Below are 26,993 nucleotides of genomic sequence, written 5' to 3'. Positions count from 1 at the left end.
TGGCTTGGTTGACAAAGGAACGCTAGTCGAATTTAAGCACCAGGGGCAGCCCCGTTTAGGGGTTGTTGATCGTCCCGAGGGCAAAAAAAACTGGGTAGTGATCGACGAGCGGGGTCAGGCCTACACCCTCCATCCCCGCGATCTCACCTATGAGGTCAGCGGCAATACTTATAAATCCACCGATATTGGCCCCTTCGCGGCGGAGGCCGAGTCATATATCGATCCTTCCAGCCTAGAGATTGCCTGGGAGTTTCTAACTGAATCTGGGGAATCCGCCGACCCAGCCACTTTGGCAGAGCTACTGTTTTCTGACCAGAGTCCGACCTTCTGCTACGCAGCCCACCGGCTGCTAGTAGAGGACAAAATTTTCTTCAAGCAAAAGGGCGATCGCTACGAACCTCGCCCTGCTGCCCAAGTTGACGAGCTGCGGCTGCAACTCGAGCGCGAGGCCCAGCGCCAGCACGAGTGGGAATCGTTTATCACTAAGGCCCGCCAGGGCATAGCGGGAGAGACTGTTGGGTGGGAGAAGAGCGATCGGCCTCGCCTCGAAATCCTCGAGCGCCTGGCGCTGTTTGGCGATGAGTCGAGCCAGCGCACTCAGGCCGTAGAAATTCTTAATGCTCTGGGTACTAACCCAACAGCGGCGGGTGCATTTGATACCCTAGTGGCACTGGGACTGTGGAGCGTCCATGAAAACCTGGCTCTCAGACGCAGCCAAATTCCCGGTCACTTTTCTGAGGAAACCCTTACTATGGCGCAGCAGCGTCTTCAGTCTCCGCCGCCTGACCCCGATACTCACCGGGTAGACCTCACCCACCTCAAGGCCTACACCATAGATGACGCTAGCACCCAAGAGATCGACGATGGCCTGAGCTTAGAGACTCTAAGCGATGGCACCCAATGCATCTGGATTCACATCGCTGATCCTACCCGCTGGCTCATGCCGGGGGACGATTTAGATTTAGAGGCCCGCCGTCGCTGCACCACAGTTTATCTGCCCACCGGCATGATTCCCATGTTCCCGATCGAGCTGGCAACTGGGGCGATGAGTCTGATTCAGGGCCAGACTTGCTGTGCCCTCAGCTTTGGCATCACCCTCACCGCCAGCGGCGATATTCAGAATTATCAAATTCACCCCACTCTGATTCGTCCTACCTACCGGCTGACCTACGACGACGTTGACGAAATGCTGGAGTTGGGCATCACTGCCGAACCCGAGCTCCAGGGGCTAGCCGACTGGGCAAAGGTGCGAGGCCAGTGGCGGCTTACCCAAGGGGCGATCAGCATCAACATGCCCGAGTCGAGCATCAAGGTGTCTGAGGCCGAAGATGACATTGTTATCGAGGTTTTCAACGACTCCACCGCCCGGCAAATGGTAGCTGAAATGATGATTTTAGCGGGAGAGGTAGCCGCTCGCTATGGGCAAATCCATGCCCTGGCGATTCCCTTTCGCAGCCAGCCCCAGCCTGAGCTGCCCTCGGATGAAGAACTCATCCAGCTGCCTACGGGTTGGGTGCGCGACTCGGCTATTCGCCGCTGTATGACCCGCAGCGAAGTAGGTATTACCCCTAGCCGCCATGCCACCCTAGGACTAGACAGCTATAGTCAGGTCACCTCCCCCATTCGCCGCTACCTCGATTTAGTGACCCACTTTCAGCTCAAAGCTCACCTGCGGGGCGAGCCGCTGCCCTTTTCCTCCACAGAAGTGACAGAGTTGGCCATCGGGGCCAGTTCTGCGGCCTACGAAGCTACCCTGGTCGAGCGCCAAACCAAGCGCTACTGGTCCTTGGAATACCTACGCCGGCATCAAGACCGGGTGTGGGACGTGATGCTGCTGCGCTGGCTGCGGGAAGACGAGGGATTAGGGCTAATTATGGTAGAAGATCTGGGCCTAGAGCTGGCCATGCGCTTCAACCGGGCCGTTGCTCTAGGGGAGCAGTTTCAGGTGCGGGTTAGCCATGCTAGCCCTCGTCAGGATGTGATTCGTTTTGAAGAAGTCGCCCCTGAGAGTGAAGAAGCACCCGCTTCAGCCATGACAGCGAGCTGAGGCCTCTTCCAAAGCAGCTTGGTATAAATTGTTTGCTAACTCACTTAATTAGGATGGAATTACCTCTCTAACCGTGGGCACTCTTGGCCATAGCGATCTGCGCTAACCAATCGTGCATTGAGGGTACTCCTGTGTTTGTGAGTTTTTGTCAGCGATCGCCTCAAGCCACTTTATGTAAGCAGAAAAGATGGCCTCAGACAGCCGCCTGGGGAATAGCGCTGGCGATCGCGACCCTTAGCACCCTACCCGCCCATGCCCAGACCTTAAACGAAAAGGTGCTAGCTATGGAGCAGGGTCTAGAGCAAGACTTTGCCGATCATTTTGGTGACGACCCGATGATAGTCACCCAAGGGCCTGACCAGATCGCCGCAACCCTGGCCCGCTTAGGGGCAGAAACCGGCACCAATCCCGCTGTGCTATGGGTCATACCTCGGGGCGATCATCTCCATCTGGTGCTGCTCACGGCCAAGGGGCAGCCCATTGTGCGCGATCTCCACGATGTGCCTGACGACATCCTGCGCGCGGCGGTCAACGACTTTGCGCTCGAAACTAGCAGTGTAGTGCCCCGCCGCAATCGGCCTGCGGCTCAAAAACTCCACCAGTGGATCATCGAACCCTACGAAGCCGAGTTCTTGACTGCAGAGGGCATTGATACGCTGCTCTTTTGCCTAGGTGATGGGGTGCGGGGACTGCCCCTAGCAGCGCTTCACGACGGTGAGCAGTTTCTGATTGAGAAATATAGCCTGACCCGCATTCCCGCGTTTAATCTGATTGAGACCGACTACACCGCGCTGCGTCCCGGCAACATTTTGGCCATGGGAGCCTCTGAGTTTGATACTCAAGCACCGCTCCCAGCGGTACCCACCGAACTCTCCAGTATTTTGCTGGAACTGCGCCAGGCGAGGCCGGAAGGGGAAAGTTGGCAGGGGCGATCGTTTCTCAATCAGGGCTTTACCCTGCCTAACCTGCGCCTGTGGCTACGAGCCCAAGCCCCCACAGTGGTGCACTTAGCCACCCATGCGGTGTTTGAGCCCGGCGCTCCCAGCAACTCCTATATTCAGCTTTGGGATCGCCAGCTGAGCCTGGAGGATATGCGCCAGATCAACTGGAACTCGCCCGCGCTAGAGCTACTCGTACTCAGCGCTTGCCGGACTGCTATTGGCGACGATGAGGCCGAGCTGGGCTTTGCAGGACTGGCCCTACAGTCGGGAGTGAAGTCGGCCCTGGCCAGCCTGTGGAATGTGGATGACGCCGGCACCCTGGCACTCATGAATGAGTTTTACGCCAACTTAGGTCGAACCACCACCAAGGCCGAAGCCCTGCGTCAGGCCCAGCTGGCTATGCTGCGGGGTGAGGCCCGGTTTGAGGGCGATCGCCTGCTGCTATCGCGAGGGGCTGTATCAGTACCCACTGATTTACAAACCAGCACCGGAGCCGATCTATCTTCCCCTTACTACTGGGCTGGGTTCAGCTTAATCAGCAGCCCGTGGTAGGGGCGAGGGATTTAATGAGCGCTTGACCAGCATTCACCAAAACTTAAAGCCCCTGGTTTTGCCCCCGGTAGTATCACGGTTCTTTCCCCGATCAAACATCACTACTTTGAAGACAGTTACGACTAAATCAGAGTTTCTCACCATGGGCATCGTCACGCGATCAAGATTCTTACTGGCATTGGCTATTGCGCTAGGGCTGGCTGTGTTTGTGGAGTCGCCGGGGCTAGCGCAGTCTAACGGCAGCGATCGCGGTGCCTTTCCAGGCCGTCGGGTGGGTGGCGGCACCCGCGGCGACTGCGCCATTGACAGCCGTTCGCTAGCCGCGCTAAACCCCGCCAGCAACTTAGGAGTAACGGCCAGCGATCGCCCCTCGCTCTATTTTTCTATACCAACAGCAGCAGCTCCCTACCACGGTCAATTTATTCTTCACGATGCCGAAGAGAATCGGCTGTACGAGACCACTGTGGTAGCTGGTGATGAACCGCTAGTTGGGGTACACCTCCCCGCCGATTTAGTTACCGCCGACCAGGATTATCACTGGTACTTTGTGGTCGCCTGCAACCCCCGCGATCTTTCGCAGAACGTAGTGCTAGAGGGCTGGCTGCGCCGGGTGCCCCTCACCCCCGCGCCTACCAATACGACCCTGGTAAACAATCAGCTTAGTTTGGTTGAAAGCTATCAGGCCCAGGGGCTGTGGAGCGATGCGATCGCCCTGATGGTAGAGCTGCGCCAGGCTCATCCCGACAACCAAGCTGTCCAGACCCAGTGGAGCCGCCTTTTAGAGGCCCTCGATCTCGCCAACGTTGTGCAGTAGCCACTGGCCATGGGGATTTGCCGCTGGCCGCTGCTCTACCCAATGCCCAATCGCCTGCGCGCGGCGGGGCGATCAATTCTATTGACCAGCATTTTAACCACAACACTGCTGCTGGGCCTGCAGTTTCTTGGCTGGGTAGAGCCACTGGAACTCAAGGTCTTTGATCAATTTATGCAGCGGCGGGCTGACCTTGCTGCCGATAGCCGCCTGCTGATTGTCAGTATTGATGAGGCCGATCTCCATCGCTACGGCTGGCCGCTCAGCGATCAGGTCTTGGCCGAGGGGCTGTCCCAGCTTCAACGGCACAGCCCTCGGGTCATTGGCCTAGATCTCTACCGCGATTTATCTCACCCACCGGGAGACGCAGCCCTAAAGTCGGCGCTTCAAGCCGAAAACTTGGTAGCCATAACCAATGTCATTGACGGCATTGCCGCGCCGCCGGAGGTGCCCCCCGAACGCATCGGCTTCAATGACTTTATCCTCGACGAGGATGGGGTGTTGCGGCGCAGTTTGCTGTTTGTGGCCGGAGACAACCAGCCTTACTACTCCTTTGCGCTACGGGCCAGCCTGCGCTATCTAGCGCCTATGGGTAAGGCATTTCGCTACGATACGGAGTCACTGTGGCTGGAACAGGTGCCAATTGTGCCCTTAGAGGCTAGCCATGGGGGCTACCAGCAGGCTGATACTGACGGCTATCAAACGCTGCTCAACTACCGCAGCCGCCTTAGCCCGGCTCCCGTAGCTACCTGGAGCCAGCTAATGGAGGGGGCGGTAGACCCAGCCCAGATTCGCGATCGCATTGTGCTCATCGGCACCGTCGCGCCTAGCCTCAAAGACATGCTGTACACCCCCTACAGCACCTACAGCAACAACATTGCAACCTTCAACGCCCCCGGAGTAGTTGTCCATGCCCAAATTATTAGCCACTTACTAGACATCGCCCTACAACAGCGCTCAGCCTTTAGCTTCTGGCCCCTCTGGGGAGAAATGCTATGGCTGTGGGGCTGGACGGTCGTTGGGGGAATATTGGCCTGGCAGTTTAGCCATCCTTTGGGGCTGGGTTTAAGCAGTTTGGCCGCCCTCGGTTTACTCTACGCCTCCGGCTGGGGGCTCTTTCTTCACACGCTCTGGATTCCAGTGGTGGAACCCTCGATTGGGTTCTCCCTTGCCCTGGGAGGAACCATGGCCCATCGGCTGTTTTATACCCACAGCCGCGATCTGCTCACAGGGCTGCTCAACCGTCGAGCCTGGCTCAACTCTTTGAACCAACGCCTATCGCCTCTGTCTGGGCGGCAACACCTCAGCACACCGGGCATTATGGTGGTGGGGTTTGATCGCTTTAAGCAGGTCAACGCGAGTCTGGGACAGACCACAGGCGATCGCCTGCTGCTAATGATAGTTAGTCGTCTGAGACAGGTCATTCCCCGCACGGCTCAGCTGGGCCGGGTGAATGGCGATGACTTTGCCCTGGCTCTCCAACAGAGCGACCAGGAATTTTTGACCAGCCTCGCCAACGGCATTCAGCAGGCGCTAGGCGAGCCTTTTAGCCTCAACGGCCAAGACATTGCCATGACTGCCAGCATCGGGATCGTCATACCGCAACCTCAACAGGTTCACACCTCCGAAAATTTGCTGCGCGATGCTCAAACCGCTATGTATCGCGCCCAGCGCAACGGCCAGGCCCGCTACCAGGTGTTTGCCGCCAGCATGGTCAGCGCCGCCGATCAGTTCACCCTTGAAACCGAGATGCGCCACGGTATCGCCCACCAGGAGTTTGTGCTCTACTACCAGCCAATTGTTGAGTTAGAAACGGAGCACATAGCCGGGTTTGAAGCTTTGATCCGCTGGCACCACCCCCGCCATGGGTTCGTATCGCCAGTGCGGTTTATTCCGCTAGCAGAAGAGACGGGGCTGATTTTGTCCCTAGGCGAGTGGATCTGCCGCACCGCCTGCCGCCAAGCCCGTCAGTGGCAGCAAGATTTTCCTGATCACCCCTTAATCGTCAGCATCAACCTATCGGGGCGGCAGTTTGAGCAGCCCCATCTAGCCGACCAGCTGGGACAGATCTTGCAGGAGACAAACCTGGACGGGCGCAGCCTCAAGCTTGAAATTACTGAGAGTATGGTGATGGGCGATGTTGACACCGCCATTGATCTGATGCTGGGGCTCAAGGCCCTGGGTTGCAAACTGGGGATGGATGACTTCGGCACCGGCTACTCGTCGCTGAGCTATCTGCGACGATTCCCTATAGATACGCTGAAGGTCGATCAGTCATTCATCCGCAATATGGGGGACAGTCGCGAAGACCACGAGATCGTGCGCACCATCATTGGTCTGGGCCATACGCTGGGAATGGACCTGATTGCCGAGGGCATCGAAACCCAGGAGCAGGGGTTGGCGCTGCGATCGCTGGGCTGTGAGTTTGGCCAGGGCTACTACTGGGCCAAGCCCATGCCTGCTGCCGAAGCATCGGCACTGCTCAGGGCCACCCCACCGCCATCAGAGAGTAAATCACTCAGGCGGGGAGCTAGCGATCGCCCCATCGTTCAACAGCCGCATTGGTGAGGCTTCCTGACGATAGGCAAAGGTCACCAATGCGGCTACCCCGCACAGCGCGGCCAACAACTCCAGCGTTGAGGCTAAGCCTAGAGCCTGCTGTAAAACCGGTAGCCCAAAGGTGCCCAACACCGCCCCGGCTTTAGCGAAGGCCGCCGCCAACCCGGCCCCACTGGCTCGAATCGCAGCCGGAAACACCGCCCCCGAAAGTAGAAAGGTCGTGGCATTGGGGCCGGCATTCATCAACAGGTTAAACAGCAGAAAGCCGCCAAAAATCAGCCCGAGAGCCGTGTGACTTTCAGGTGGCAGCCCCGTCGAGGCCGCCAGCAGCCCTAACCCCAAAGCCATGCCTAAAAACCCAACGATTTGCAGCATAATCGGCCCCAGCCGCTTTACCAGCAGCACCGCCAGCAGAAAGCCTAGGATTAAGAAGATGTCGACCAGTGCCGAGCCCTTGGCAGCTGCCAGGGTCTGCGTCATCAGATCAGAAGCGCCGCCAAAGACCAAAACGCCCAAAATAACTGGGGTAAAAATGCCCACCCCGTAGGTAGCAATATCCTGCAAGAACCAGGGCACCGAAGCCAGCAGTGTTTGGCGGCGGTAGGTCAGCCCAAACAGGTCTCGATAACGGAGTTGGGGCTGGCCGTCTGGTGACATGCCGTGGTCAAAGACTGGCGAAGGGCTATCAGGCTTTAGGGTGATGGTCTCTCCCAACAGCTCAGAGGCCATGGTGGCAGCTCCTTCATAATTCCCTTTGGCCAACAGGTAAGCCGGGCTTTCTAAGGAGACGGCTAGGCGTGCCAGAGCCACCCCCAGCGCTAAAATCACTCCCACGCCCAGCATCCAGCGCCAGGCATAGTGAACAGCCATCTGCTCGTCACCTGGATAGACCGCAGTAAAGCCGTATAGGATGGCGATGCCCACTAGCGCCCCCAGCAGCGCCCCCACCGCCTGAAACGAGAACGCTCCAATCACTAGCTGATCGCGGTGGCGCGTGGGCACGTTTTCGACAATGTAGGCCACGCTGATGGGGTAGTCGGCCCCGATGGCCACCCCAACCAAGACCCGAAAGACCAGTAGCGAAGTCAGGTTCCAGGCCAGGGCGGTGCCAGCAGTAGCCACTACAAATAGAATGACGTCGGCAATCAGCATAGGCTGACGGCCCAGCTTATCGGTAAGCGGCCCGAGAAACAGTGAGCCCAGCAGCGACCCAGCCACCGCTGCCGCCGCCACGGCCCCAACCGCCGCTGGCCCCAAGTCTAAGTCACGCTGCAAAAACGGTAGAGCGACGCCAATGATAAAAAAGTCGAACCCGTCTAGGGCAATGAGGCTGGCAGCCAGTAGCCACAGCCGCACCATCGGGCGCGTGATAGCAGATTGATCGAGGCGCTGCTGAAAGGCAGTCGGTAGAGTGGCTGGGGGCATAGCGCGATCGAGGGTCTGAGTTTACCCTAGCCATCCTAAATGACCTAAGTTTGCACGGGTCGGTAACAAACGCGATCGGTAGAGTTCATGCGCTCAAGTGGACCAACGTTTCAAGGTCAGCTCAGCAACTTGACTAGCAAACGTGCCCTGCCGTAGCACCGTCCTTGAAGAACAACAGCGTATAGGGCTGTATTACTAGCTTCAGTCGGCACACTCTTGAGTTTGCGATCGCTGGCTGAAAGATTCTCAGTCCACCCTGTGGCGACCGGCAAATCTATCCCAAGGGACAACCGTTTGCGGAATCAGCCTGGGATGCACTGCATTCGTTTTTGTAGCTCGTTGCTTTTGGCTATGACGTAACCAATCGCCCCATTGCCGCCACCCTGCTAGAGCAACGGCTGGTGCTTTAGCGTAGTCATGCTGGTACTTCAAGAGACAATAATATTTGCCTCCATCAGAGCATTTCGCTTAGCATGAGCCAGGTAAACTGAGCCCCTAACCCTGCCCCCAATCCTTAAGAAGCCAGGGCAATCTCAACCATCTCCTGGAGCTTGCCGTTTTGGTACAGCTCAATGAGAATGTCAGAGCCACCAACAAACTCACCGTTAATGTACACCTGGGGAATGGTGGGCCAGTTGGAATATTCCTTGATACCCTGACGAATGTCTGGGTCAGCCAGCACATCGACCGTTTCGAAAGGGGCACCCAGCACGTTGAGAATTTGCACAACGTTGTTGGAGAAGCCGCACTGGGGCATGAGCTTGTTGCCCTTCATGAACACCACGATGGTGTTGTTTTGAACCAGCTGATCGAGCCTTTCTTTAGTTGCCGAATCCATAGCGTCAATACCCTTGCAGAACGGAGTAAACAATTAAGGCAAATCGATGCCCAGGCTCAGGCGCTTTGAGCGGCCCAATCTTCTGGGGTATATGTCTTTAAGGCTAGCGCATGAATAGCCTCGGAGGACATGGCCTCGCGCACCGCTCCATAAACCAGCTGATGCTGCTGCACTAGGCTGCGCCCCGCAAACTGTGACGAAATCACAACCACTTGATAATGATCGCCGCCGCCGGTCAAATCTTGCACCTGCACATCGGCGTCGGGAAGGCCAGTCTTGATCATGGCGCTAACCTGATCGGGAGTAATCATGAACAGTTTCCTTGTGGGATGGGTAGCTGGGGTACTCAAATCCCCTAGAACCATAGTGCCAGGGGTAACCCTCGATCGCTAACCCAGGGGCATTTAATCTAGCGATGGGCAACTGATAAAACCGCCGCTGCGATCGCCTACTCGGCCGGTTCGGTCGGCTCGGCTGACTCAGCTGGCTCGGCTGACTCAGCCGGCTCAACAGGGGTAGTAGCGGCCCGACCGTTGTAGGGTTCATCGACAAAGCCCAGTTCAAACAGCTGCTGATAGGCTCGCTGGCCCAAATCGCGAGTGGGCTGCTGGCTGCGTAGAATCTCCATCAGCAGGGGCACTGCGTCGTTGGTCTTGTTTTGCGATCGGTAGACCAGCGCCAGCTGGTAGGTAGCCTGGTCGCGCAGCTGAGCAGTTTCAAGCGCTTTTTCTCGGTTGCTGCGGTTGATCTGGGTATCGACGCCGACAAACATTTGCGCCAGCTCTTGGTAGTAGGTCGAAATTTGGTTGAAGCTATCTCTCGCCGCCTTGAGCTTTTCTTCGGCCAGAGGGAAGTTTTGGTCGGCGATCGCGGCGCTGGCTTCAGTCATTAGTTGTTGCCCCGAAGCAATGCTGAGAGCGCTGCTGGCCTGGTTCAGAGGCCGCGCTGGGTCAGAGCCACCAGCCTCCTGGGCCAGGGCCACCCCAGATCCCCCTGCAACCAGGGCAATAGATAGGGCAGCGGCGGCACAACCGCCCCAAGACTGACGCAGCAAACGGGTGAAAACGACCATAGAGTAAAACGTAGTGAGGGACAACGAGCAGGGCGAGACAACTAAACAGAAAAACACTGGGGTATCTTATCATCTCGGTATGGCGCAGTACCGACTTTTGGTTCAGCCAGACACCTACCTAGGGCTAGAAATTAGTCGCCACAGCCAGGTCACAGACTTCTCTAGAGACCAAAAGTTCCCGTCGGAGCCCATTAAATCAATGACCGGATTTTCCTCTGATGCTCGTTTGCCCCACAGTGGCCCCCGCAGCGATTTTCGAGGAGAGATTTTGCAGCGCGGCGGCGAAGAGCTGCTGCTGGAAAAAGTGCCTACCCGTTTCACCACTCGTCTCACAGCAGCCACGGCATTGGAACCGCTGCAACAGCGCCTGCACCCCTTGGCGGTGCGAGCGGTGGCTGGAGGGCAACTGGTGGAGTGGCAGATGGCTGAAAATAGTCTCGAAGCAGCCCTAACCATTGCCCGCCAAGACCCGACCGTTCGCTTTGCTAGCCATGTGTATCGCTTGGTCGATAGTCCTCGAACCTGGGTCTATCTGACCGACCAGCTCACGGTGCAGTTTGCCCCCGATACGACCACTGACACCACTGACGCTATCTTGGGGAGCTTAGGCATCACCATCGACAACCCTCTGGAGGGCATGCCCAACACCTTTGTGGTGCGGGTTACTCCAGCAGCGACCGAAAATCCGATCAAAATTGCCAACCGACTGATGGCTTTGGAGATAGTGCTGGCGGCGGAGCCTAATTTATCTATAGAAACCGGCAGCCTCTATCGCCCCACGGACGATCGCTACCCCCAGCAGTGGCACCTGTTTCACAACGGTGGCCCGAGCTTAGCGGCGGGGTCGCACATCTCAGCGGAGGCGGCTTGGGATATTACCCGGGGGTCGCGATCGGTGGTGATTGCCGTCAGCGATGACGGATTTGATCTCAACCATCCTGATCTTCAGGGGGTTGGCAAGCTGGTAGCACCGCTAGATCTGCAAGACAAAGACGCTCTGCCCCTACCCGCCAAGCAGAACGAAAACCACGGCACCGCCGTCGCTGGGTTGGCCATTGGCGAAGAAAATACCACTGGCATCGTTGGGGTAGCTCCTGGCTGCGCCTTTTTGCCCATTCGCACCACTGGCTTCATCGACGACGGGGCGATCGAGCAGCTGTTTAACGAGGCGGCGCGCCGGGGGGCTGCCGTGATCGTCTGTAGCTGGTCGCCGGCATCAAACTACTTTCCCCTCACCCTGCGGCAGACCCATGCGCTAACTCGAGCCGCTACCACCGGGCGCAATGGCAAGGGCTGCGTCATTGTATTTTCCGCGGGCAATGCCAACCGCCCCGTCAGCGGCACCATCAACGAAACCCAGTGGCCTAAAAACGCTCTCAGTGGCCCCACACGGTGGCTGAGTGGGTTTGCCATTCACCCTGATGTAATTGCGGTGTCGGCCTCGACCAGCCTGGGTACCAAGGCCGCCTACAGCAACTGGGGTGAACACATTGCCGTAGCGGCTCCCAGCAACAACGCGCCGCCCAGTATGGCCCTGCCCCAGGTGGGGAATGTGCAGACCGGGCCGCCCCTCGGCCACCAGCCGGGACGGGGCATGGTGACGAGCGATCGCACCCAAGCTGCCGGCTACTCTGGCGAAGATTACACCAATACCTTTGGCGGCACCTCTAGCTCCTGCCCGGTGGTGGCGGGGGTAGCGGGGCTGATGCTCTCGGTTAACCCCAGTCTGACAGCTCGGCAAGTGCGCGAAATTTTGCAGGCCACCGCCGACAAGATTGTCGATCGCACCCCCGATCCCCAGCTCGGCCTTCAATACGGCATCTATAACGCCAACGGTCACTCCCAGTGGTTTGGCTACGGCAAGGTCAATGCGGCGGCAGCAGTGCGCGAGGCCCAGCGGCGGGCTTTGGCGGGGCGGCAGGTGGGCCGGGTCGTGCAGCAGCAAAACCAAACCGCCCAGGGCATACCCGACAACCAGCCCAGTGGAGTGGAGAGCAGCGTGACCGTAGCTGTCACTGGAATCGTAGCCGATGTGCAGGTCGAGGTCCGCCTTGACCATCCCTTTTTGGGAGATATCAGCCTGTCCCTGATCGCCCCCAACGGCACTACGGTTCTAATTCAAGGCCGTACTCTGGGGCGCCAAACAAAACTGCACACCACCTACACGCTGCAAACAACGCCGGTGCTCATGCGGCTCCTAAGCCAGCCAGCTCAAGGAACCTGGCGGCTGCGCGCGGTTGATCATGCCCCAGGGGCTACCGGCAGGCTGCTGAGCTGGACGCTAACCCTGGCAGTGAATGGGTAAGGCCCTAGATGGGTCGATGAGAGTGGGCTAGGCTCGGAGTTAGAAGCCGCTGCGGATGAAATCTATACCAGCTTTGACGGCTTCATAGCCAAAGGTCAAGATCAACGTGGTGAGAATACCGCCCATTAAGCACAGCACCAGCCCACCGAGACTAATGGCACCGTCGTCGTCGAGCAGGCCAAAGCCAGTCACAAAAATGCCCATGGCAGGCAGGGTATTGGTGCCCGGAATTGGGATCATCATGGAAATAGACATGAGCGCGATCGCAATGCCCAAAACCGTGCGTCCTGGCAGGCTGGCGCAAACAGGCGTCAAGCGAGGTCGCGAAACCGCCTCTAGCCGCCGTAGCCAGGGGGTGCCCGCCTTGACAATTTTTTGCACTGACCCCAAATCAAATTGCTTGTGGTTCCAGTTTGCGGGCATCCAGGGTTGAGTGCGCCCGGCAATGAGCTGCACCGCTAGCAAAAACATCACGATGCCGAAGGGGGTTGAGTAGCCAGGGGCTGGCAGCGGCAGAGCCGAGGGCAAAGCCAACACCACAAACAAGAACCCAAAGGTGCGTTCTCCGGCCAGGGTCAAGATTTCTTTAAGGGTGACCTGGGGAGTGCTGACCTCTTTAAAAAAATAGCGGGTAAGTTCTGTAGAAAGGCGAGCCATAAAGCGTTTTATAGCGTAATGAATAGGAGCAGAATTTAGGTATGAGCTAGCGGAGCTGTGGGCCTGCGCCAGCTTGGCAAGCAGCCCTGGATAATTTAAAAGCGATCGCCTTGACCCTAGGCGATCGCTCAGTTAGCGCTAACGATAGCAAACTCAGTGCGGGCGCTTGCAGCCCTCACAACGGGATTCACGCGAGCTTTGCAGAGCAGCCGTCAGTGCTTGACCAACACATAATCTTGCAAAAACTGGCGTAAACGTTGATCAAACTCGTCGCCCGCCCAGTCAGGCAGATCGTTGTGGTCGGCATTGGGCACCAACCATAGAGATTTTGGCCCACCCGTAGCCTGGTAGAGCGCCTCACTCATCACTGCCGGAACTGAGGCATCCGCTAGGCCATGCAGGTAAAGGGTGGGCATCTTAAGGCGATTGACCTTGGCGATCGACTCAAACCGCTGGGTGAGCAGCTGACGTACCGGAAACCAGCGATTGTACTGCGAGAGGGTCGCCATATCGGCCATGGAGGTGAACGACGCTTCAACCACTAGTCCTGCCAGCTGGGGCACATGGCTAGCTAGCTCAATGCCGATCGCCCCGCCGAGGGAATGGCCATAGATCACTAATTGTTGAGGCATGACGCCTTGCTCAACCTGCAAAAATCGCCAGGCCGCCAGAGCGTCTTCGTAGAGCCGCTGCTCAGTGGGGAAGGGACCAGAACTCTGGCCATAGCCACGGTAGTCGATGGTCAGTACAGAGGCGCCTAGCGATCGCAGCTGCAACGCTTTGCCCAAATTGCTAGAGACGTTGCCGGCATTGCCGTGGAGATACAAAATGGTCAGGTCATTACCCGAGTTCGCTGGCAGCCACCAGCCGTGCAGCTGCCCGCTCCCATCAGTTGGTATCCAAACATCTTCGTAGACTACGCCAAACGCATCCGGAGTCACGCCCATAGCCGGACAGGGCAAATACATCAGCCGCCGCTGGGCAAACCACAGCCAGCCGCACAGCGAAACATAGATGACTCCTGCAATGCCCAGAACGCCGAAAAGAAATTTGACAATGGGCATGGAATGAAGGAAGGAAGTAGGTGAGTAAGCGGATAGGCGTTAAGAACCAGTGACGGTTAACGGAACTTTAGCCCTTGCTTGCTGCCTATTATGGGGTATTTGTCCCGCTTCCCCATACTCCTCTGTGACGATTTTTTAGTAGCTAACCGGATTAGCCCAGGCTTTCTCAAAACGCGGTTGTCAAAAGCACCAGACCAGGGGAGCTACTCACTCAAATCAACGCAGGTTGCGCCCAATTTCACACAGTAGGCTACGGCACCCGCTGGTGCCACTCCGTAGCCTGCTCGTAGGCATAGCCCACCTCAAACAGCAGATCTTCTCGCAGGGCATTGCCAATCAGCTGTAGACCAATGGGCAACCCTTGGTCGTCAAAGCCGCAGGGCAAGCTGAGCCCCGGCAGCCCTGCCAAGTTCACCGGAATCGTCATTAGGTCAGACAAATACATGCTGAGGGGGTCGTCTACCTTTTCACCCGCTTTGAAAGCGGTGGTGGGGGCCGTGGGACACACCAGCACGTCGACCTGGCCAAAGGCGGCCTCAAAGTCTTGCTTGATCAGGGTGCGCACCTTTTGGGCCTTAAGATAGTAGGCGTCGTAGTAGCCCGCCGACAGGGCGTAGGTGCCGATCATGATGCGCCGCTTCACCTCGGTGCCAAAGCCCTCAGCGCGGGTTTTGGTATACATCGACATTAGGCTGTCGTTGTTGTTGCGAACACCATACTTAACCCCGTCATAGCGGGCTAGGTTCGAGGATGCTTCCGACGGAGCGATGATGTAGTAGGTGGGCAGACCGTAGGGAAAGCGAGGGCAGGAGATCTCTTGAATCTCAGCCCCAAGCTCCTTGAGCTGCTGAATGGCCTTCTCGGTAGCCGTTCTAACAGCGGGGTCAATGCCCTCGGCGGCAAAGGTTTCGGTGATGATGCCGACCTTGCGACCCTTGAGGTCGGTCTTGAGGGACTGGGTGTAGTCGGGCACCTTCACATCCAGACTGGTGGAGTCTTTGGGATCGTGACCGGCAATGCCCTGGAGCAGCAGCGCCGCATCTTCCACCGTGCGGGACAGCGGGCCGATCTGATCGAGCGACGAGGCATAGGCTACTAAGCCAAACCGCGAGACCAGCCCATAGGTGGGTTTCAGCCCAACCACGCCGCAAAACGAAGCGGGCTGGCGGATAGAACCCCCAGTATCTGAGCCCAGCGCCACAGCGCATTCCCCAGCGGCTACGGCGGCGGCAGAGCCACCTGAGGAACCGCCCGGTACCCGAGTCACATCCCAGGGGTTGCCAGTGATCTGGTAGGCGGAGTTTTCGGTGGAGCTGCCCATAGCAAACTCATCGAGGTTAGTTTTGCCCAGGGCGATCGCCCCCGCATCCCGCAATTTTCCAGTCACTGTTGACTCGTAGGGTGGCACAAAGTTTTCGAGAATCTTCGAGCCGCAGGTGGTACGTACTCCCTGGGTGCAGAGGTTGTCCTTCAAGGCAATAGGAATGCCGGTTAGCAGGCCAATGTCTTCCCCGGCAGCAATGCGGTCATCCACCTGGGCCGCCTGGGCCAGGGCTTGATCGCCAGTCACGGTCAGGTAGCTGCGAATTGTGGGTTCCAGGGCTGCAATTTGGTCGAGGTAGCTCTGGGTAATCTCCACCGCAGAGCGTTCTTTGCTGACCAACTGTTGATGCAGAGCGCGGATGACAGACATGGGACTCCTTAAAACTGATCCGGGGCGACTAAGGGTAACGGACACCAAGGTATCAGTATAGGAAGGATGGGGCGCGAAACGCAGTTTTTAGTTGAGCAAGGTTGGTGAAGGCTCTAAAGCCTATGGCTTAACCAATTGAACGAGACGGGACTGTCTTAGCAGAAGATTTCAATCGCTACCCCCCCGTATTCGATGGGGTAGCGATTGCCGGGGGTAGATTTGCAGCGGGAAGTTGGCTAACGGTAAGGGCGATCGCGCCTAGCAACTGCCATCTACCCAGACCGTGCGGGTGGGCAACCTAGCCTTTGCTAGCGCACAGTTCAGCGGGGTGCATGTTTGAGCAAATGCCATCAATACAAAAGTCCCGGAACCGCATGGACTCCGGGACTTCAATTTAATAGGGGAGGTAAACCCTAGCAGCGTGCTAGTCGCGGTTAATAGCGATCAGCAGACGCAGAATGAAGACAAACAGGTTGATGTAGGTGAGGTACATCGACAGCGCGGCCGATAGATACTGCTCATCTTTGTAGGTGCGGGGCAGAATGAAGAAATCGACTACCGAAGCACCGCAGAACACCAACACGCCAAAGGCAGAGATGGCAATGTCGAGAAACTGGGGAATGGGGCCGCCAAACATGGCGAAAATAAATTGACCCACTACCGCAATTAGGATAGCGATTACGCCGATACCGATGGTTTTAGTGAGAGCGAAGCCATCTTCTTCAGACAGATTAGAGCCAATCTGGCGGGCGGCGATAAAGACCACCCCACAGGCTAAAGCCGAGGCACCAATGCCGGTCACGCCGACCCCCGTAGTACCCAGAGCTACATAAAGTAGGCCGCTGAGGGTGTAGCCCGTTAGCAGACTGTAGGTGGCGAGTAGGGGGAGAGCAGTGCTGTTGTTGCCCTTAGAGGCTACGTTCATTGCCACAAAGAAAAGCACGATTTGGGCAACGAACGCCACCCAAAAGGTGGGCATAAAGATGGCCGGGTTGCTGGCCATCACGCTCAGGCCGCCAAAGGAACCTAGGGCGGTTAGAATCAGGCCGCCGCCCACATAGGGCAGGGCATTCTTAATCACATTGGGGCCGATCAGGGTTTGTCCCTTGGCCTTACTAATCGCTTCACGAAAATTGCTGGTGTTACTCAAAGCCCTATCCTCTACGACGAAATAGATTTGGCAAAATAGATTTAGGTGCCCGGTTAGGGCGATCGCCCTCCTGAGCCGGTCTTTGACCATCGCACAAGCTGAATCAGACTTCAGAGCTAGCTTAGCCGCTAAGTTTGGGCAAACCGGTTTTCCTTATCTAAATCTTAGTCAACTTTACTGAATTGGGTGAGCAGCCCTGGGGTGTGGATATCTACCCGTCAATCGACCGCCGGTTGGCTAAGAGTCACAGACTTCTCTAGATTAAGAACAGGGGCGACTACCATCGGACTGGAGGCTGCGAGTCAAGGAGTGGTGGGATGGTGGTGGAGGCAGATGAAAGTAAGTCTCTTAAAGCGCTGGGGTCAAAGACCGCTCCGAGGAAATCAACCCAGCACTGGTGGCGGCTTCTTTGGGGGGTAGCGGCGGCGATCGCCCTACCCTGCGCGCCGATCGCCCAGGCCCAAGAGGGCACCACCGCTGAGTCAGACCGCATTATTCGCTCGAACCGACGAGTGATCATTCGGCAGTCGCCAAACATTTTTCGCCCATCGATCATTATTCTGCCCTACCCCCGCCCTGAGCCAGAGAGCGAGCAGGTCAGGATCGAGTTTGATGCCCGCGGTGACGATTGGGGCGCAGTTTACTTAAACAACCGCCTGGTCTATCGCCCCCACAATTTTGATCGCCAAGAAACCCTCTACCTGCCCCCTGGCGGCTATCGCCTTGAGATCACTGGCGTGGTGCGGTCTGAGGTTTGGGCCAGCGGCTACCTCGACCTAGGTCGCGACAGCTCGCGGCTGGTGGTGATCCGCTTCTCTAAGACTGAGGGCATTACGGTGTCGGGCAGCCCCTACGTGTGGATTCCGGACTAAAGCAGCGGTGGGTTCGGGATGGGTGGGGAGAGAGGAAGTTTTGAGCGCTTAGTTTTGAGTTTTGAGTCCTGTTTGTATATCAGAAACTCAAAACTCAACCTTCACCGTTCAAAACTCCCATCCACCCATCCACCCCCTCTCACCGCAGGGCCACAATCTTGATCGCATCGGGATGTCCGGGGTTGCCGTGGATGACCAGACTGCGTTGGTTGGCGTGGAGGTGGCGAGCGATCGCATAGATCGTCTCCACTTGGTCAGGCGCTCCCGCTGCGGCAGCCAGTTCACTTAGGGTTAACGGCCCTGAGCTTTGAGCCAGGGCATTGACCACGGCCTGTTGCAGGTCGAGCACCCCTGAGGCGGCCAGTTTACCCGCCTCAACACCCGGTTGGTGGTAGGCGTTGATATTCACCAGCGACGCGTAGAAGCCCACCGCCCGCTCATACAGCGCAATCAATGCCCCCACGGTGTGAGCATTGACTTCAGGAATGGTCAAGGTGATGGACTGCCGCTGATTTTCGTAAAGGGCTTTGCGGGTGCCCTGCAAAAAGCCAAAGAGAAAATCGCCGCTGGTGGCACCGGGCTCCATCTCCACCGAGTCGCCGGCTCGGTCTTTCAGTACTTCAATGAAGGTGACGAAGAAGCTGGCCACGCCCTCGCGCAGCTGCTGCACGTAGGCATGCTGGTCGGTAGAGCCTTTGTTGCCATAGACAGCAATGCCCTGGTAAACCAGGTTGCCGTCTAGGTCTTTCTCCTTGCCCAGCGACTCCATCACCAGCTGTTGCAGGTAGCGGCTAAACAGCAGCAGGCTGTCTTTGTAAGGCAGCACCACCATGTCTTTTTCGCCCTTGCCGTTGCCCGCGTAATACCAGGCCAGAGCGATTAGGGCGGCGGGGTTGCGGCGCAGATCGGGCACGCGGGTAGCTGCGTCCATCTCTCTCGCACCGCCGAGAATGGAGCGAATGCTGATGTTTTGCAGGGCAGCGGGCAGCAGCCCTACCGCCGATAGCTCAGAGGTGCGGCCACCTACCCAGTCGCGCATGGGGAAAGTAGCCAGCCAGCCTTCGCTGAGGGCCTGGTTTTCGAGCTTGCTGCCCCGGCCGGTGATGGCAACGGCCTGTTTGGGAAAGTTCAGCCCCCGTTGCTCAAACCGGGTGCGCACTTCGACCATGCCGTTGCGGGTTTCGGCGGTGCCTCCCGATTTAGAGGTAACGATTACTAGAGTGGTAGGCAGTTTGTCTTCCAGGCGGGCAAGAATGCGATCGATGCCCTCGGGGTCAGTGTTATCGATGAAGTGAATCGCCAGGGGTGGAAAGTCAGGCCCGAGGGCCTGGGCCACAAACTGCGGCCCCAAAGCTGAGCCACCAATGCCAATGGAGAGGACCTCGGTGAAACGTTCTTGACCAGGGGGGTAGATACCGCCTGTGCGCACCTGGCTGGCGAACTGCTCAATGCTGGTCAGGGTGTCGAGAATGTCTTGTTTGAGCTCGGAGGTGGGGGCTAGGCTGGCATCGCGCAACCAGTAATGACCCACCATGCGGTTTTCGTCGGGGTTGGCGATCGCCCCAGCTTCCAGCGCGGCCATATCGGCAAAGGCTTTAGCAAAGCGGGGTTGCATATCAGCGACAAAGGCATCGTCAAAACCCATGCGGCTGACATCTAGGTAAAAGCCCAGACCTTCGTGGTAGTAGAGCCAGTCTTTATAGCGTTGCCAAAGGGCGGCTGCATCCATCCTGTCACTCCTCGGTCTAAACCGTATTCACTAACGTCCTGAGGTGCAGTTTAGGATAGGACGGCCACCGCTACAAAAAGGGTGGCTAAACATACAGCTTGGTCTCGGCAAGGCACCATGAAGGCGATCGCCCTATCCATCACTCCTAACCACCGCCTTGGCCGCCCGTAGACGGCTTGAGAGGCTACGAATTACCTCTAGGGCAAACAGCGGCGTCTCTTGTACTAAAAACTTAAAGTGAGCCTCATCCACTAGAGCTAGCCGACAGTCGGTTTTAGCCACTGCCGTAGAGGCCCGCACATGGGGAATTTGCACCAGCGCCCCTTCACCAAACACGTCGCCAGCAGAAATGGTTTCAAACACGCGGCCACTAACCCACAGATCGACCTCTCCCTGAATGATGCCGTACATGCAATTTCCTAAGGCACCCGCCTCAAAGATTGTGTCTCCGGCCTCAAAGTCTTGATGGCTAGGGGTCGTCATCAACAGCTCAACAACTTGAATCGGTTTCAGCATGGGTTCGCTTCGCTCCCAGGGGTCGTCCTCAAATCAGTGCCCTGCTCTCGCTCTGGTTGGATTCTACCAGGGTGCAGCAGTTCCCCCATGGCTGCCGCCATTCTATAGCTCAGTCATCTTGGGAGGTTAACCACACTTTAAATCTCTGTTTTTGCCGTCTCAGCATTCCAAACATAAATAGAGCCTTTGAAACGCTGATATTGTTTTAGTCGCATACCATATGGTCGTAATTAAAAATAAGGATTGAGGAGACATGGCTAACAGACAAACTCGAGATCGGGCGGTGAATTCCGCAGGTGGCTTTGCGAGAGACTTCAAGGAGTTTCTCATGCGCGGCAATGTCATTGACCTAGCTGTCGCGGTAATCATCGGCGCAGCTTTCAATGCTGTGGTCACCTCGTTTATCGAAGATATCATCACTCCTGTTCTGCTAAATCCGGCGTTACAGGCAGCAGGGGTAGAGGATATTGCCAATCTTTCTGCCAACGGCATCAAGTACGGCCTATTTCTCGCCGCTGTCATCAACTTTGTGGTGATTTCGTTTGTGATCTTCTTGATGATCCGCGCCTTCGAGAAATTAAAGCGGAAAGATGACGCTGAGGCAGCAGCAGAGCCCACCATCGAAGAAAAGCTCAACGACACCTTGACTCGGCTCACCAACTATCTCGAAAGCCGCCCCGGGCGGTAGAGCACGCCCCCGAGAGCGGGATTTCTCAGGGCAGAGGCAGTATTCAGTCAGAGCCGCTATAGTAAGGGCTAACTACCAGCATCTGCCCCGATTGTCATGCCATCCCAACGCCAAAATCAGCTCATTGAGTTTCTTCAGACCGAACTAGCGGTGTCCTCTGAGGCGATCGCCATGGGATTGCGCAAGGCAGGGCAAGCCACAAACCTCTTGCCTATGGCGCTGTGGCAATACGGCTTAGTCAGCACCGATCAGCTCAGCCAAATCTTTGACTGGCTCGAGGAAGTCGGCCCCGCTACTCCATAGGCTCTGGGTATTTATCTGAAACAGGAGTTAACCCCCTAAAATTCATCGTCGCTGTAGTTCATTGATGACTCGTTATCCCGGCGAGAGCCCAGCAAGTCTAATCGATCTACTCGCACTACCGGCTTCGAACGCGCCGTACCGCTAGAGCGATCCTGCCAATGGTCTAGCTTCAGGGCACCGCTTATACCAATCAAACTGCCCTTGCGCACATAGTTAGCTGCCACCTCGGCATTTTTACCCCATAGTTCGAGGTTAAACCAGTCAGGCTTATCGTCTCGGCTCGACCGTCGCCGCACCGCTAGGGTCAGGTTGCACACCACCGTACCCGACTCAAAATATTTCACCTCTGGGTCAGTGCCCACGCGGCCTACCAGAGTTACCACATTGATCGTCATCGCTGATTGCCCAACACTTGTTCCAGCATTGTAGGCGAAACCTCAAACATCCGTCAGGAACACTGTGACGGTCAAACCCGTCCTGGAGAAGGCTATGCACCTTTGTATAGTAGGAAAGCCGCCCTTAAAGCCCAAAGCCTGCTGCTCCAGTTAGTTTGCAGCTTTCAGAAATCTCCTCTGGCTTTTCCCCTTACCGATAAATATTTGATTACTAGACGCACTGATACGAAACGTAATAGAATCCACTTCGATGTAAACGTGAGTCCCTAGGGGCGTGCCTTAGCATTGGTTCACTGTTTTTTCTTGATGTAGGGGCGTTATTGCCTGTGGCTTTCTTCGACAGATTTTCTCGCGATATGGGTATTGACCTCGGTACGGCCAATACTCTGGTGTACGTCTCCGGCAAAGGGGTCGTACTGCAAGAGCCTTCCGTAGTGGCCATTGACCAGGTCGAAAAGAAACCCCTGGCAGTCGGAGAAGAGGCTAAGCGCATGCTGGGTCGTACCCCTGGCAACGTCGTGGCTTTGCGCCCGCTGAGAGACGGCGTCATCGCCGACTTCGACACCGCCGAGCTCATGCTTAAGCACTTCATTCGTCAGGTGCACGAGGGCCGCACCCTGGTATCGCCGCGCATTGTCATCGGCATTCCCAGCGGGGTGACAGGTGTTGAACGGCGCGCGGTTATGGATGCCGCCCAGCAGGCCGGAGCCCGCACTGTATACCTGATCGATGAGCCGGTGGCCGCCGCCATAGGGGCAGGCCTGCCCGTCGCCGAACCCACTGGCAACATGATTGTGGATATTGGCGGCGGCACCACGGAAGTAGCCGTGCTGAGCTTGCAGGGCACTGTGCTGAGCGAGTCGGTGCGCGTAGCTGGAGACGAACTTAGCGAAGCCATCTCCAGCTATATGAAAAAGGTGCACAACCTCGTAGTCGGGGAACGCACCGCCGAGGAAATTAAAATCACCATCGGGTCGGCCTACCCCAACCCCGATGACCACGAAATTGCTATGGATGTGCGGGGTCTGCACCTGCTGTCTGGTCTGCCTCGCACCGTGACGGTCAAGAGTGCCGAAATTCGCGAGAGCATGGCCGAGCCGCTTTCGGTCATCGTTGAGGCGGTTAAGCGCACTCTGGAGCGCACTCCGCCTGAACTTGCGGCTGACATCATCGATCGCGGCATCATGCTGGCCGGCGGTGGAGCATTGCTCAAGGGCTTAGACACCCTGATCAGCCACGAAACCGGCATATTGGTGCATGTGGCGGCCGATCCGCTGAGTTGTGTGGTGCTGGGCACTGGGCGAGTACTAGAGAACTTTAGCCAGATGGGCCGAGTTTTCAGCGGGCGATCGAGCCTGTAGGGCAACCCCAGAGTCATCATCTACCTAGAACCTATGTTTGCCCTACGCCGCTGGTGGACACGTCATGCCCTCAAAGCGGGAATGGTTACCCTGGCCATTTCCTCCGCTTGGCTTATGCGGGCCAATGATGGTGCCGTTATTTACGAAACCTATCACTGGTTAACTCGGCCTCTACAGCCGGGCATGAGCCGCGAGCAGCAGTTCGAAAACAGCTATATTCTTGAGCTCCAGCAGCGCATTGTAGAGTTAGAGAACCAAAACCGGTCTCTGCAAACCCTGAACGATTACGAAGCCGCCAATCCCTTAGATGGGGTGCGGGCGACAGTGATCGGGCGCGGAGCCGACCACTGGTGGCAGCACATTGTTCTTAACCGGGGCAGCCGCAACGATGTGGCAACCGGGCATGTAGTGACCGGCCCAGGCGGGTTGATTGGCCGGGTAGTAGCGGTTTCTCCTAGCACTTCACGGGTGTTATTAATCAGTGACCCCACAAGCCGGGTAGGGGCTAAGGTCAGCCGCAGCCGGGCCATGGGAGTGGTGAGAGGGCAATCTAACAACCGAGTGGTCATGGAGTTTTTCGAAAAACTCCCCGACGTTAAAGCCGGTGATGTGATTGTTACCTCTTCCTACAGCCGCCTGTTTCCCCAGGACATTCCCATTGGACGCATCGAATCCATCGATTTAACCAAGAGTCCGGCTCCAGAAGCAGTCATTCAGGTATCATCGCCTCTATCGATCCTAGAGTGGGCTATCATTCATCCCTTTGAACCGCAGGAAACGGTGGATTTGCCCGTGCTGCCAGGGGCAACGCCTGAAAATGGTCTTGTCCCCGAAAGCGGCGACGGAGCCCGGCCATGAGCTTAGGGGTAAGAGCATCATCATTGCCTTTATGGCGTCAGCCCTGGGTGATTAACAGCCTAGCCACAGCGGCGTCAGTGCTGGTCTGCCTGCTCCTGCTGCCCAGCCGCATACCGGGGATGGAACTGCTGGGGGTAGCCCCTCACTGGTTGCTAATTTGGGTCGTGGCATGGAGCATTAAACGCACCCAGTGGGAGGCCGCTGTAGCCGGGCTGGTGCTGGGCCTGCTGCAGGATGCAATGACATCCCCTAACCCAACCCATACCCTCAGCTTGATTGTGGTTGGGGTACTAACGGCAAGGCTGCAAAAGCAGCGCTACCTCCAGGAAGACATTGTCTCGGTGGCGCTAATTGTGTTTGCAATGGCAGTGATTGCAGAAACAGTGCTGGCGCTGCAAATTAGTTTTGACCAGCTTGTATCGGCCAATTCGCTTTACCCGCCCCTGGGCAGAATCTGGATATATCACCAGCGGGTAGCACTAAGCTCGGCTATTTTGAGCAGTCTGTGGGCTCCAGCGCTGTACTATCCCCTCAACCACTGGTGGGAACGCTACGCTGCTGAGCCTTAAGGTTTGGCTGGGTGGGCAGTGGGCGATCGCATTCCTGAGCCCCATCCTGTTCAAATAACTGCCTTAAAACCTAGCGCGGACAGGTTCCTAGATGAACTTGCTTAAGCGCACTCGCCTAGGGTGACTCGCTGCTGGAGTTTTTGGCAAGCCGTCCATAGATTGGGCAGCAGATGGGTAGGACGAAACCCTTGGAGGTAGCTGCTGCTGCGAATGCCACAGGTAACCGCAACTGTCTCTAGTCCAAGGGTCTGGCCGGCCATGATATCGGCTTCGGTATCACCAACCATCCAGCTTTGACGGAGGTCGTAGCCCTGGCGTTGCTGGGTAGCGATCGCCGCCCGCAGCCGCTCTACCTTGTGGCTCGCCTGGTTGATGTAGGCGGCGTCAACCTGGGGCATGCCGTAGAGATCGCTAATGGCCCAGCGGAGATCGTGCTGGTCTAGAAAGTCCATAACCTGATCGGGAGGTCGCAGAGTCACGAGCACCACCCGTACCTGGAACTGACGCAGAAGATCTAAGCCTGCCCGCGCCTGGGGTTGCACCTGGTCGCGATCGAGCAGAGCAGTTTGGTTGACGATTCGGCTCACCTGCGCCAAAAAGGCGTCGATGTTCGCCCCGTCTAGCCCAGACCAGTGGGCTATCTGCCGATCGGGCACTCGGTTTTGCTTGAAAGTCCAAAACTGTGATTTTGATAAATAACGCACGGTGACTGGGTTGCCCTGGGCCTGAGCATTGGCCTGGGCCCACTCCAAACCCTGGCGGTAGGTAGCGTAGTAGCGCTCAGAGACATCGGCGATAGGGCCGTCAAAATCGCAAAAGATGGTGATCGCAGACATAGACTCCAGAAACTCCTCACCGCTGTTGGCGAATGCGCGTTAAGTACAATCCGACATTGGTTTTATTAATAGTTTCTTTACAAAAATCAAAGCATGTTTACTTTAGCAAACCCCAGCTCAAAATGACCACTGCTCTAACTTGAGGAAGTTGGTCTTTTTGTTCATGAGAAGGGTCTCACGGTTGCCTGTGTCTGCGCCGGTTGGCGCATTCCAGTATTGGGTCAAAAGATCTGCTCTATCCATGTGCAGGAAGGGATTCGCGCTCTGCGTCACAAGAGACAACGGTGGAGCTATTTGCGATGCGGGTTGGTGTTCCGCCCCATCGACCTGGCCGGGGTTCCCCTGCACCAGCTGCCGCCTGTGCCCAAGGGCAGCCTGGCCAGCGCAAGTAGGTGGCTACCCGCCACCCCGTTCTGCACGCCAGGCTGGAGCGCACCAGCCCCTTTGATTTAATCTACGAATGCTATTTCCTCTGGAGATACAGCGCCCTGGGGCGGGCTTAGGCTAACCGACACCCTTGCCTAGACCTCACCCCCTCTGATTGACGGGCAGGCCCAGCACGGGGACTCATGCATCGAGACCTGGTAGAGCAGGGCGCCCACCGCGCCTTTCAGCTGCCAGCGAGCTGATGGCCGTCTCGGCGAGATTAAAGCCTAACCCGACGGGTCAGAACCTTGAACCGAATTGCACTGGTTCAACATTGGTGAAGTGAATTGTGCCCTAGGCGCAGTGGCCAACGCTGTATCCTTGGGTTTGTTACCCAGAGGCATCCCGTTCCAAGATCAGGGTTACAGGGCCGTCGTTGTAGATTTCAACCTGCATCATTGCGCCAAATTTACCCGTTTCTACCCGCAGGTCACTGGTGCGCAGCAGGGTGACAAAGTCGTTGTACAGCGCTTCTGCCTGGGCCGGTGGGGCGGCTCCATCGAAGGAGGGCCGGCGTCCCTTGCGGCAATCGCCGTAGAGGGTGAACTGGCTCACCACCAAAATCTCGCCTCGAATATCTTGAACCGAGAGATCCCAGCGACTGCTACCCGGTGATGGAAACAGCCGCAAATCCAAGCATTTGCGCGCCATCCAAGTCAGTTCAGCAGCGGTGTCGGTCGGCGCAATGCCCACCAGCAGGTTCAGCCCTGGTCCGATTTTGCCAACAATTTCGCTGTCTACGGTGACGCTGGAGGCCGTCACCCGCTGCACTACGACTCGCACGGTGCTTGGGAAGTAAATTTTTGCTGCCACACCCTCCGAATGCGATCGGCCGCCTCAGCCATCTCAGCGGCTTTGGGTGGCTGGCCCAGGGTGCGAAACACCTGAAGCTCTAGCCCCTTTAGGCCCAGCTCCTGAGGATTGTGGTGGTCAGGGTAGCGGGGTTGCAGCACAAAGTGAACGTGGTAGGGCGGCTGGTCAACCCAGAGGCTGACGTAGACCCGCTCGGCGGCCATAGCCAAGGCGATCGCCTCTGACATCTGCTGCAAAAACGGCCCCAGCGATGCCGACTCAGCCATCGACAGATCCCACAGGTTTTCGCGGTGGGTTCGGGTTTTGAGCACCACCGAGCCCAGACCGTAGGGGCCAACGCAGTGGTCAGCGACCCACCAGGGGTTTTCGACGATGATGCCACCGGGGGCCGATTGAGCGCCCGCCAACATCTGGCAGGCGAGACAATCGATATGCAGTTGCGTTCCTTTGTCGGTCATAGCCTAAGCCTCCTGCTGACGGGGGGACGACGAGGCAACGGAAAAAAGACGGTAA

At 57.1% G+C, this 26,993-nt stretch carries 25 protein-coding genes; 11 read left to right on the top strand and 14 right to left on the bottom strand.

The features are described 5' to 3' along the window. The first annotated feature begins 4 nt into the window (after window positions 1–4). The 4 genes from H6F75_RS04305 to H6F75_RS04290 all read left to right on the top strand — a co-directional run bounded on the left by H6F75_RS04305 (window position 5) and on the right by H6F75_RS04290 (window position 6,919). Window positions 5–2,047, top strand: a complete 2,043-nt coding sequence (locus tag H6F75_RS04305) for a ribonuclease R family protein (protein WP_190749541.1) — start codon at window positions 5–7, stop codon at window positions 2,045–2,047. Between the two features lie 131 nt (window positions 2,048–2,178). Further along, on the top strand, window positions 2,179–3,540 hold the full coding sequence (locus H6F75_RS04300) for a CHAT domain-containing protein (RefSeq protein ID WP_190749539.1): 1,362 nt from the start codon (window positions 2,179–2,181) through the stop codon (window positions 3,538–3,540). Window positions 3,541–3,646: 106 nt separating this feature from the next. Further along, window positions 3,647–4,354: a DUF928 domain-containing protein gene (locus tag H6F75_RS04295; RefSeq protein WP_206754668.1), complete on the top strand. Its 708-nt coding sequence runs from the start codon at window positions 3,647–3,649 to the stop codon at window positions 4,352–4,354. A 9-nt stretch (window positions 4,355–4,363) separates the two neighbouring features. Further along, complete coding sequence (locus tag H6F75_RS04290) at window positions 4,364–6,919, top strand: EAL domain-containing protein (protein WP_190749535.1); 2,556 nt, start codon at window positions 4,364–4,366, stop codon at window positions 6,917–6,919. Here the strand turns inward: H6F75_RS04290 and H6F75_RS04285 are convergent. The 4 genes from H6F75_RS04285 to H6F75_RS04270 form a co-directional block, all read right to left on the bottom strand. Further along, the gene (locus H6F75_RS04285) at window positions 6,866–8,335 is read right to left on the bottom strand and encodes an MFS transporter (RefSeq protein ID WP_190749533.1); all 1,470 of its coding nucleotides are present in this window, start codon (window positions 8,333–8,335) and stop codon (window positions 6,866–6,868) included. The genes H6F75_RS04290 and H6F75_RS04285 overlap by 54 nt on opposite strands. A gap of 514 nt (window positions 8,336–8,849) precedes the next feature. Then, window positions 8,850–9,173: a Grx4 family monothiol glutaredoxin gene (gene grxD, locus H6F75_RS04280; protein ID WP_190519821.1), complete on the bottom strand. Its 324-nt coding sequence runs from the start codon at window positions 9,171–9,173 to the stop codon at window positions 8,850–8,852. A 56-nt stretch (window positions 9,174–9,229) separates the two neighbouring features. Continuing rightward, on the bottom strand, window positions 9,230–9,484 hold the full coding sequence (locus H6F75_RS04275) for a BolA family transcriptional regulator (RefSeq protein ID WP_190749531.1): 255 nt from the start codon (window positions 9,482–9,484) through the stop codon (window positions 9,230–9,232). Between the two features lie 137 nt (window positions 9,485–9,621). Continuing rightward, a complete protein-coding gene (locus H6F75_RS04270) occupies window positions 9,622–10,245 on the bottom strand; it encodes a hypothetical protein (protein WP_190749529.1) in 624 nt (207 codons plus the stop codon). Between the two features lie 79 nt (window positions 10,246–10,324). Here H6F75_RS04270 and H6F75_RS28405 point away from each other — a divergent pair, with 79 nt between their 5' ends. After that, window positions 10,325–12,550, top strand: coding sequence for a S8 family serine peptidase (locus tag H6F75_RS28405; protein ID WP_277874228.1), 2,226 nt, complete (start codon window positions 10,325–10,327; stop codon window positions 12,548–12,550). 39 nt (window positions 12,551–12,589) lie between these two features. Here H6F75_RS28405 and H6F75_RS04260 read toward each other — a convergent pair whose 3' ends face one another. From H6F75_RS04260 to H6F75_RS04245, 4 genes are all read right to left on the bottom strand, one after another. Then, window positions 12,590–13,207: an exopolysaccharide biosynthesis protein gene (locus H6F75_RS04260; RefSeq protein ID WP_190749527.1), complete on the bottom strand. Its 618-nt coding sequence runs from the start codon at window positions 13,205–13,207 to the stop codon at window positions 12,590–12,592. Between the two features lie 212 nt (window positions 13,208–13,419). Then, window positions 13,420–14,271, bottom strand: a complete 852-nt coding sequence (locus tag H6F75_RS04255; RefSeq protein WP_242019651.1) for an alpha/beta fold hydrolase — start codon at window positions 14,269–14,271, stop codon at window positions 13,420–13,422. 250 nt (window positions 14,272–14,521) lie between these two features. After that, window positions 14,522–15,964: an Asp-tRNA(Asn)/Glu-tRNA(Gln) amidotransferase subunit GatA gene (gatA, locus tag H6F75_RS04250; protein ID WP_190749524.1), complete on the bottom strand. Its 1,443-nt coding sequence runs from the start codon at window positions 15,962–15,964 to the stop codon at window positions 14,522–14,524. Window positions 15,965–16,388: 424 nt separating this feature from the next. Then, on the bottom strand, window positions 16,389–17,114 hold the full coding sequence (locus H6F75_RS04245; RefSeq protein WP_190749522.1) for a Bax inhibitor-1 family protein: 726 nt from the start codon (window positions 17,112–17,114) through the stop codon (window positions 16,389–16,391). Between the two features lie 317 nt (window positions 17,115–17,431). Here H6F75_RS04245 and H6F75_RS04240 point away from each other — a divergent pair, with 317 nt between their 5' ends. Continuing rightward, a complete protein-coding gene (locus H6F75_RS04240; protein ID WP_190749521.1) occupies window positions 17,432–17,986 on the top strand; it encodes a hypothetical protein in 555 nt (184 codons plus the stop codon). Between the two features lie 139 nt (window positions 17,987–18,125). Here the strand turns inward: H6F75_RS04240 and H6F75_RS04235 are convergent, their stop codons facing one another. Beyond that, the gene (locus tag H6F75_RS04235) at window positions 18,126–19,715 is read right to left on the bottom strand and encodes a glucose-6-phosphate isomerase (RefSeq protein WP_190749519.1); all 1,590 of its coding nucleotides are present in this window, start codon (window positions 19,713–19,715) and stop codon (window positions 18,126–18,128) included. A 132-nt stretch (window positions 19,716–19,847) separates the two neighbouring features. Beyond that, the gene (locus H6F75_RS04230; protein ID WP_190749517.1) at window positions 19,848–20,231 is read right to left on the bottom strand and encodes a cyclic nucleotide-binding domain-containing protein; all 384 of its coding nucleotides are present in this window, start codon (window positions 20,229–20,231) and stop codon (window positions 19,848–19,850) included. Window positions 20,232–20,484: 253 nt separating this feature from the next. Between H6F75_RS04230 and mscL the strand changes: the two genes are divergently transcribed. Further along, entirely contained in the window at window positions 20,485–20,919 is a 435-nt protein-coding gene (gene mscL / locus H6F75_RS04225; protein ID WP_190749515.1) for a large conductance mechanosensitive channel protein MscL, read from the top strand. 96 nt (window positions 20,920–21,015) lie between these two features. Further along, window positions 21,016–21,222, top strand: a complete 207-nt coding sequence (locus tag H6F75_RS04220) for a DUF2949 domain-containing protein (RefSeq protein ID WP_190749513.1) — start codon at window positions 21,016–21,018, stop codon at window positions 21,220–21,222. A gap of 35 nt (window positions 21,223–21,257) precedes the next feature. On the opposite strand, the gene H6F75_RS04215 is transcribed toward H6F75_RS04220, so the two are convergent. Continuing rightward, complete coding sequence (locus H6F75_RS04215) at window positions 21,258–21,617, bottom strand: single-stranded DNA-binding protein (RefSeq protein WP_190749511.1); 360 nt, start codon at window positions 21,615–21,617, stop codon at window positions 21,258–21,260. 326 nt (window positions 21,618–21,943) lie between these two features. On the opposite strand from H6F75_RS04215, the gene H6F75_RS04210 reads away from it, so the two are divergent. Genes H6F75_RS04210 through mreD form a run of 3 tightly spaced genes read left to right on the top strand, consistent with a single transcriptional unit; the run spans window position 21,944 to window position 24,405 of the window. Next, a complete protein-coding gene (locus H6F75_RS04210; RefSeq protein ID WP_190519847.1) occupies window positions 21,944–22,978 on the top strand; it encodes a rod shape-determining protein in 1,035 nt (344 codons plus the stop codon). Between the two features lie 33 nt (window positions 22,979–23,011). Further along, window positions 23,012–23,836 carry a rod shape-determining protein MreC gene (gene mreC / locus H6F75_RS04205; RefSeq protein ID WP_190749509.1) on the top strand — a complete coding sequence of 275 codons (825 nt, stop codon included), beginning with the start codon at window positions 23,012–23,014 and terminating at the stop codon, window positions 23,834–23,836. Then, the gene (gene mreD, locus H6F75_RS04200; protein WP_190749507.1) at window positions 23,833–24,405 is read left to right on the top strand and encodes a rod shape-determining protein MreD; all 573 of its coding nucleotides are present in this window, start codon (window positions 23,833–23,835) and stop codon (window positions 24,403–24,405) included. Before mreC ends, mreD begins: the two co-directional genes overlap by 4 nt. A 101-nt stretch (window positions 24,406–24,506) precedes the next feature. Here mreD and H6F75_RS04195 read toward each other — a convergent pair whose 3' ends face one another. The 3 genes from H6F75_RS04195 to H6F75_RS04185 all read right to left on the bottom strand — a co-directional run bounded on the left by H6F75_RS04195 (window position 24,507) and on the right by H6F75_RS04185 (window position 26,938). Then, window positions 24,507–25,241: an HAD hydrolase-like protein gene (locus H6F75_RS04195; RefSeq protein ID WP_190749505.1), complete on the bottom strand. Its 735-nt coding sequence runs from the start codon at window positions 25,239–25,241 to the stop codon at window positions 24,507–24,509. Window positions 25,242–25,997: 756 nt separating this feature from the next. Next, the gene (dtd, locus tag H6F75_RS04190) at window positions 25,998–26,450 is read right to left on the bottom strand and encodes a D-aminoacyl-tRNA deacylase (protein ID WP_190749711.1); all 453 of its coding nucleotides are present in this window, start codon (window positions 26,448–26,450) and stop codon (window positions 25,998–26,000) included. Beyond that, window positions 26,438–26,938: a diadenosine tetraphosphate hydrolase gene (locus H6F75_RS04185; protein WP_190749503.1), complete on the bottom strand. Its 501-nt coding sequence runs from the start codon at window positions 26,936–26,938 to the stop codon at window positions 26,438–26,440. The genes dtd and H6F75_RS04185 overlap by 13 nt, the downstream gene beginning before the upstream one ends. Window positions 26,939–26,993: the final 55 nt, after the last annotated feature.

The organism is Nodosilinea sp. FACHB-131, assembly GCF_014695395.1.
Taxonomy (GTDB): Bacteria; Cyanobacteriota; Cyanobacteriia; order Phormidesmidales; family Phormidesmidaceae; genus Nodosilinea.
This window is presented reverse-complemented; position numbering and strand designations above follow the sequence as displayed.

Excerpts from the sequence above, each read along its gene's own strand:
- H6F75_RS04290 (WP_190749535.1), top strand. The coding sequence starts at position 4,364 with ATGGGGATTTGCCGCTGGCCGCTGCTCTACCCAATGCCCAATCGCCTG.
- H6F75_RS04285 (WP_190749533.1), bottom strand. The coding sequence starts at position 8,335 with ATGCCCCCAGCCACTCTACCGACTGCCTTTCAGCAGCGCCTCGATCAA.
- grxD (WP_190519821.1), bottom strand. The coding sequence starts at position 9,173 with ATGGATTCGGCAACTAAAGAAAGGCTCGATCAGCTGGTTCAAAACAAC.
- H6F75_RS04275 (WP_190749531.1), bottom strand. The coding sequence starts at position 9,484 with ATGATTACTCCCGATCAGGTTAGCGCCATGATCAAGACTGGCCTTCCC.
- H6F75_RS04270 (WP_190749529.1), bottom strand. The coding sequence starts at position 10,245 with ATGGTCGTTTTCACCCGTTTGCTGCGTCAGTCTTGGGGCGGTTGTGCC.
- H6F75_RS28405 (WP_277874228.1), top strand. The coding sequence starts at position 10,325 with ATGGCGCAGTACCGACTTTTGGTTCAGCCAGACACCTACCTAGGGCTA.
- H6F75_RS04260 (WP_190749527.1), bottom strand. The coding sequence starts at position 13,207 with ATGGCTCGCCTTTCTACAGAACTTACCCGCTATTTTTTTAAAGAGGTC.
- H6F75_RS04255 (WP_242019651.1), bottom strand. The coding sequence starts at position 14,271 with ATGCCCATTGTCAAATTTCTTTTCGGCGTTCTGGGCATTGCAGGAGTC.
- gatA (WP_190749524.1), bottom strand. The coding sequence starts at position 15,964 with ATGTCTGTCATCCGCGCTCTGCATCAACAGTTGGTCAGCAAAGAACGC.
- H6F75_RS04240 (WP_190749521.1), top strand. The coding sequence starts at position 17,432 with ATGGTGGTGGAGGCAGATGAAAGTAAGTCTCTTAAAGCGCTGGGGTCA.
- H6F75_RS04235 (WP_190749519.1), bottom strand. The coding sequence starts at position 19,715 with ATGGATGCAGCCGCCCTTTGGCAACGCTATAAAGACTGGCTCTACTAC.
- H6F75_RS04230 (WP_190749517.1), bottom strand. The coding sequence starts at position 20,231 with ATGCTGAAACCGATTCAAGTTGTTGAGCTGTTGATGACGACCCCTAGC.
- mscL (WP_190749515.1), top strand. The coding sequence starts at position 20,485 with ATGGCTAACAGACAAACTCGAGATCGGGCGGTGAATTCCGCAGGTGGC.
- H6F75_RS04220 (WP_190749513.1), top strand. The coding sequence starts at position 21,016 with ATGCCATCCCAACGCCAAAATCAGCTCATTGAGTTTCTTCAGACCGAA.
- H6F75_RS04215 (WP_190749511.1), bottom strand. The coding sequence starts at position 21,617 with ATGACGATCAATGTGGTAACTCTGGTAGGCCGCGTGGGCACTGACCCA.
- mreC (WP_190749509.1), top strand. The coding sequence starts at position 23,012 with ATGTTTGCCCTACGCCGCTGGTGGACACGTCATGCCCTCAAAGCGGGA.
- mreD (WP_190749507.1), top strand. The coding sequence starts at position 23,833 with ATGAGCTTAGGGGTAAGAGCATCATCATTGCCTTTATGGCGTCAGCCC.
- H6F75_RS04195 (WP_190749505.1), bottom strand. The coding sequence starts at position 25,241 with ATGTCTGCGATCACCATCTTTTGCGATTTTGACGGCCCTATCGCCGAT.
- H6F75_RS04185 (WP_190749503.1), bottom strand. The coding sequence starts at position 26,938 with ATGACCGACAAAGGAACGCAACTGCATATCGATTGTCTCGCCTGCCAG.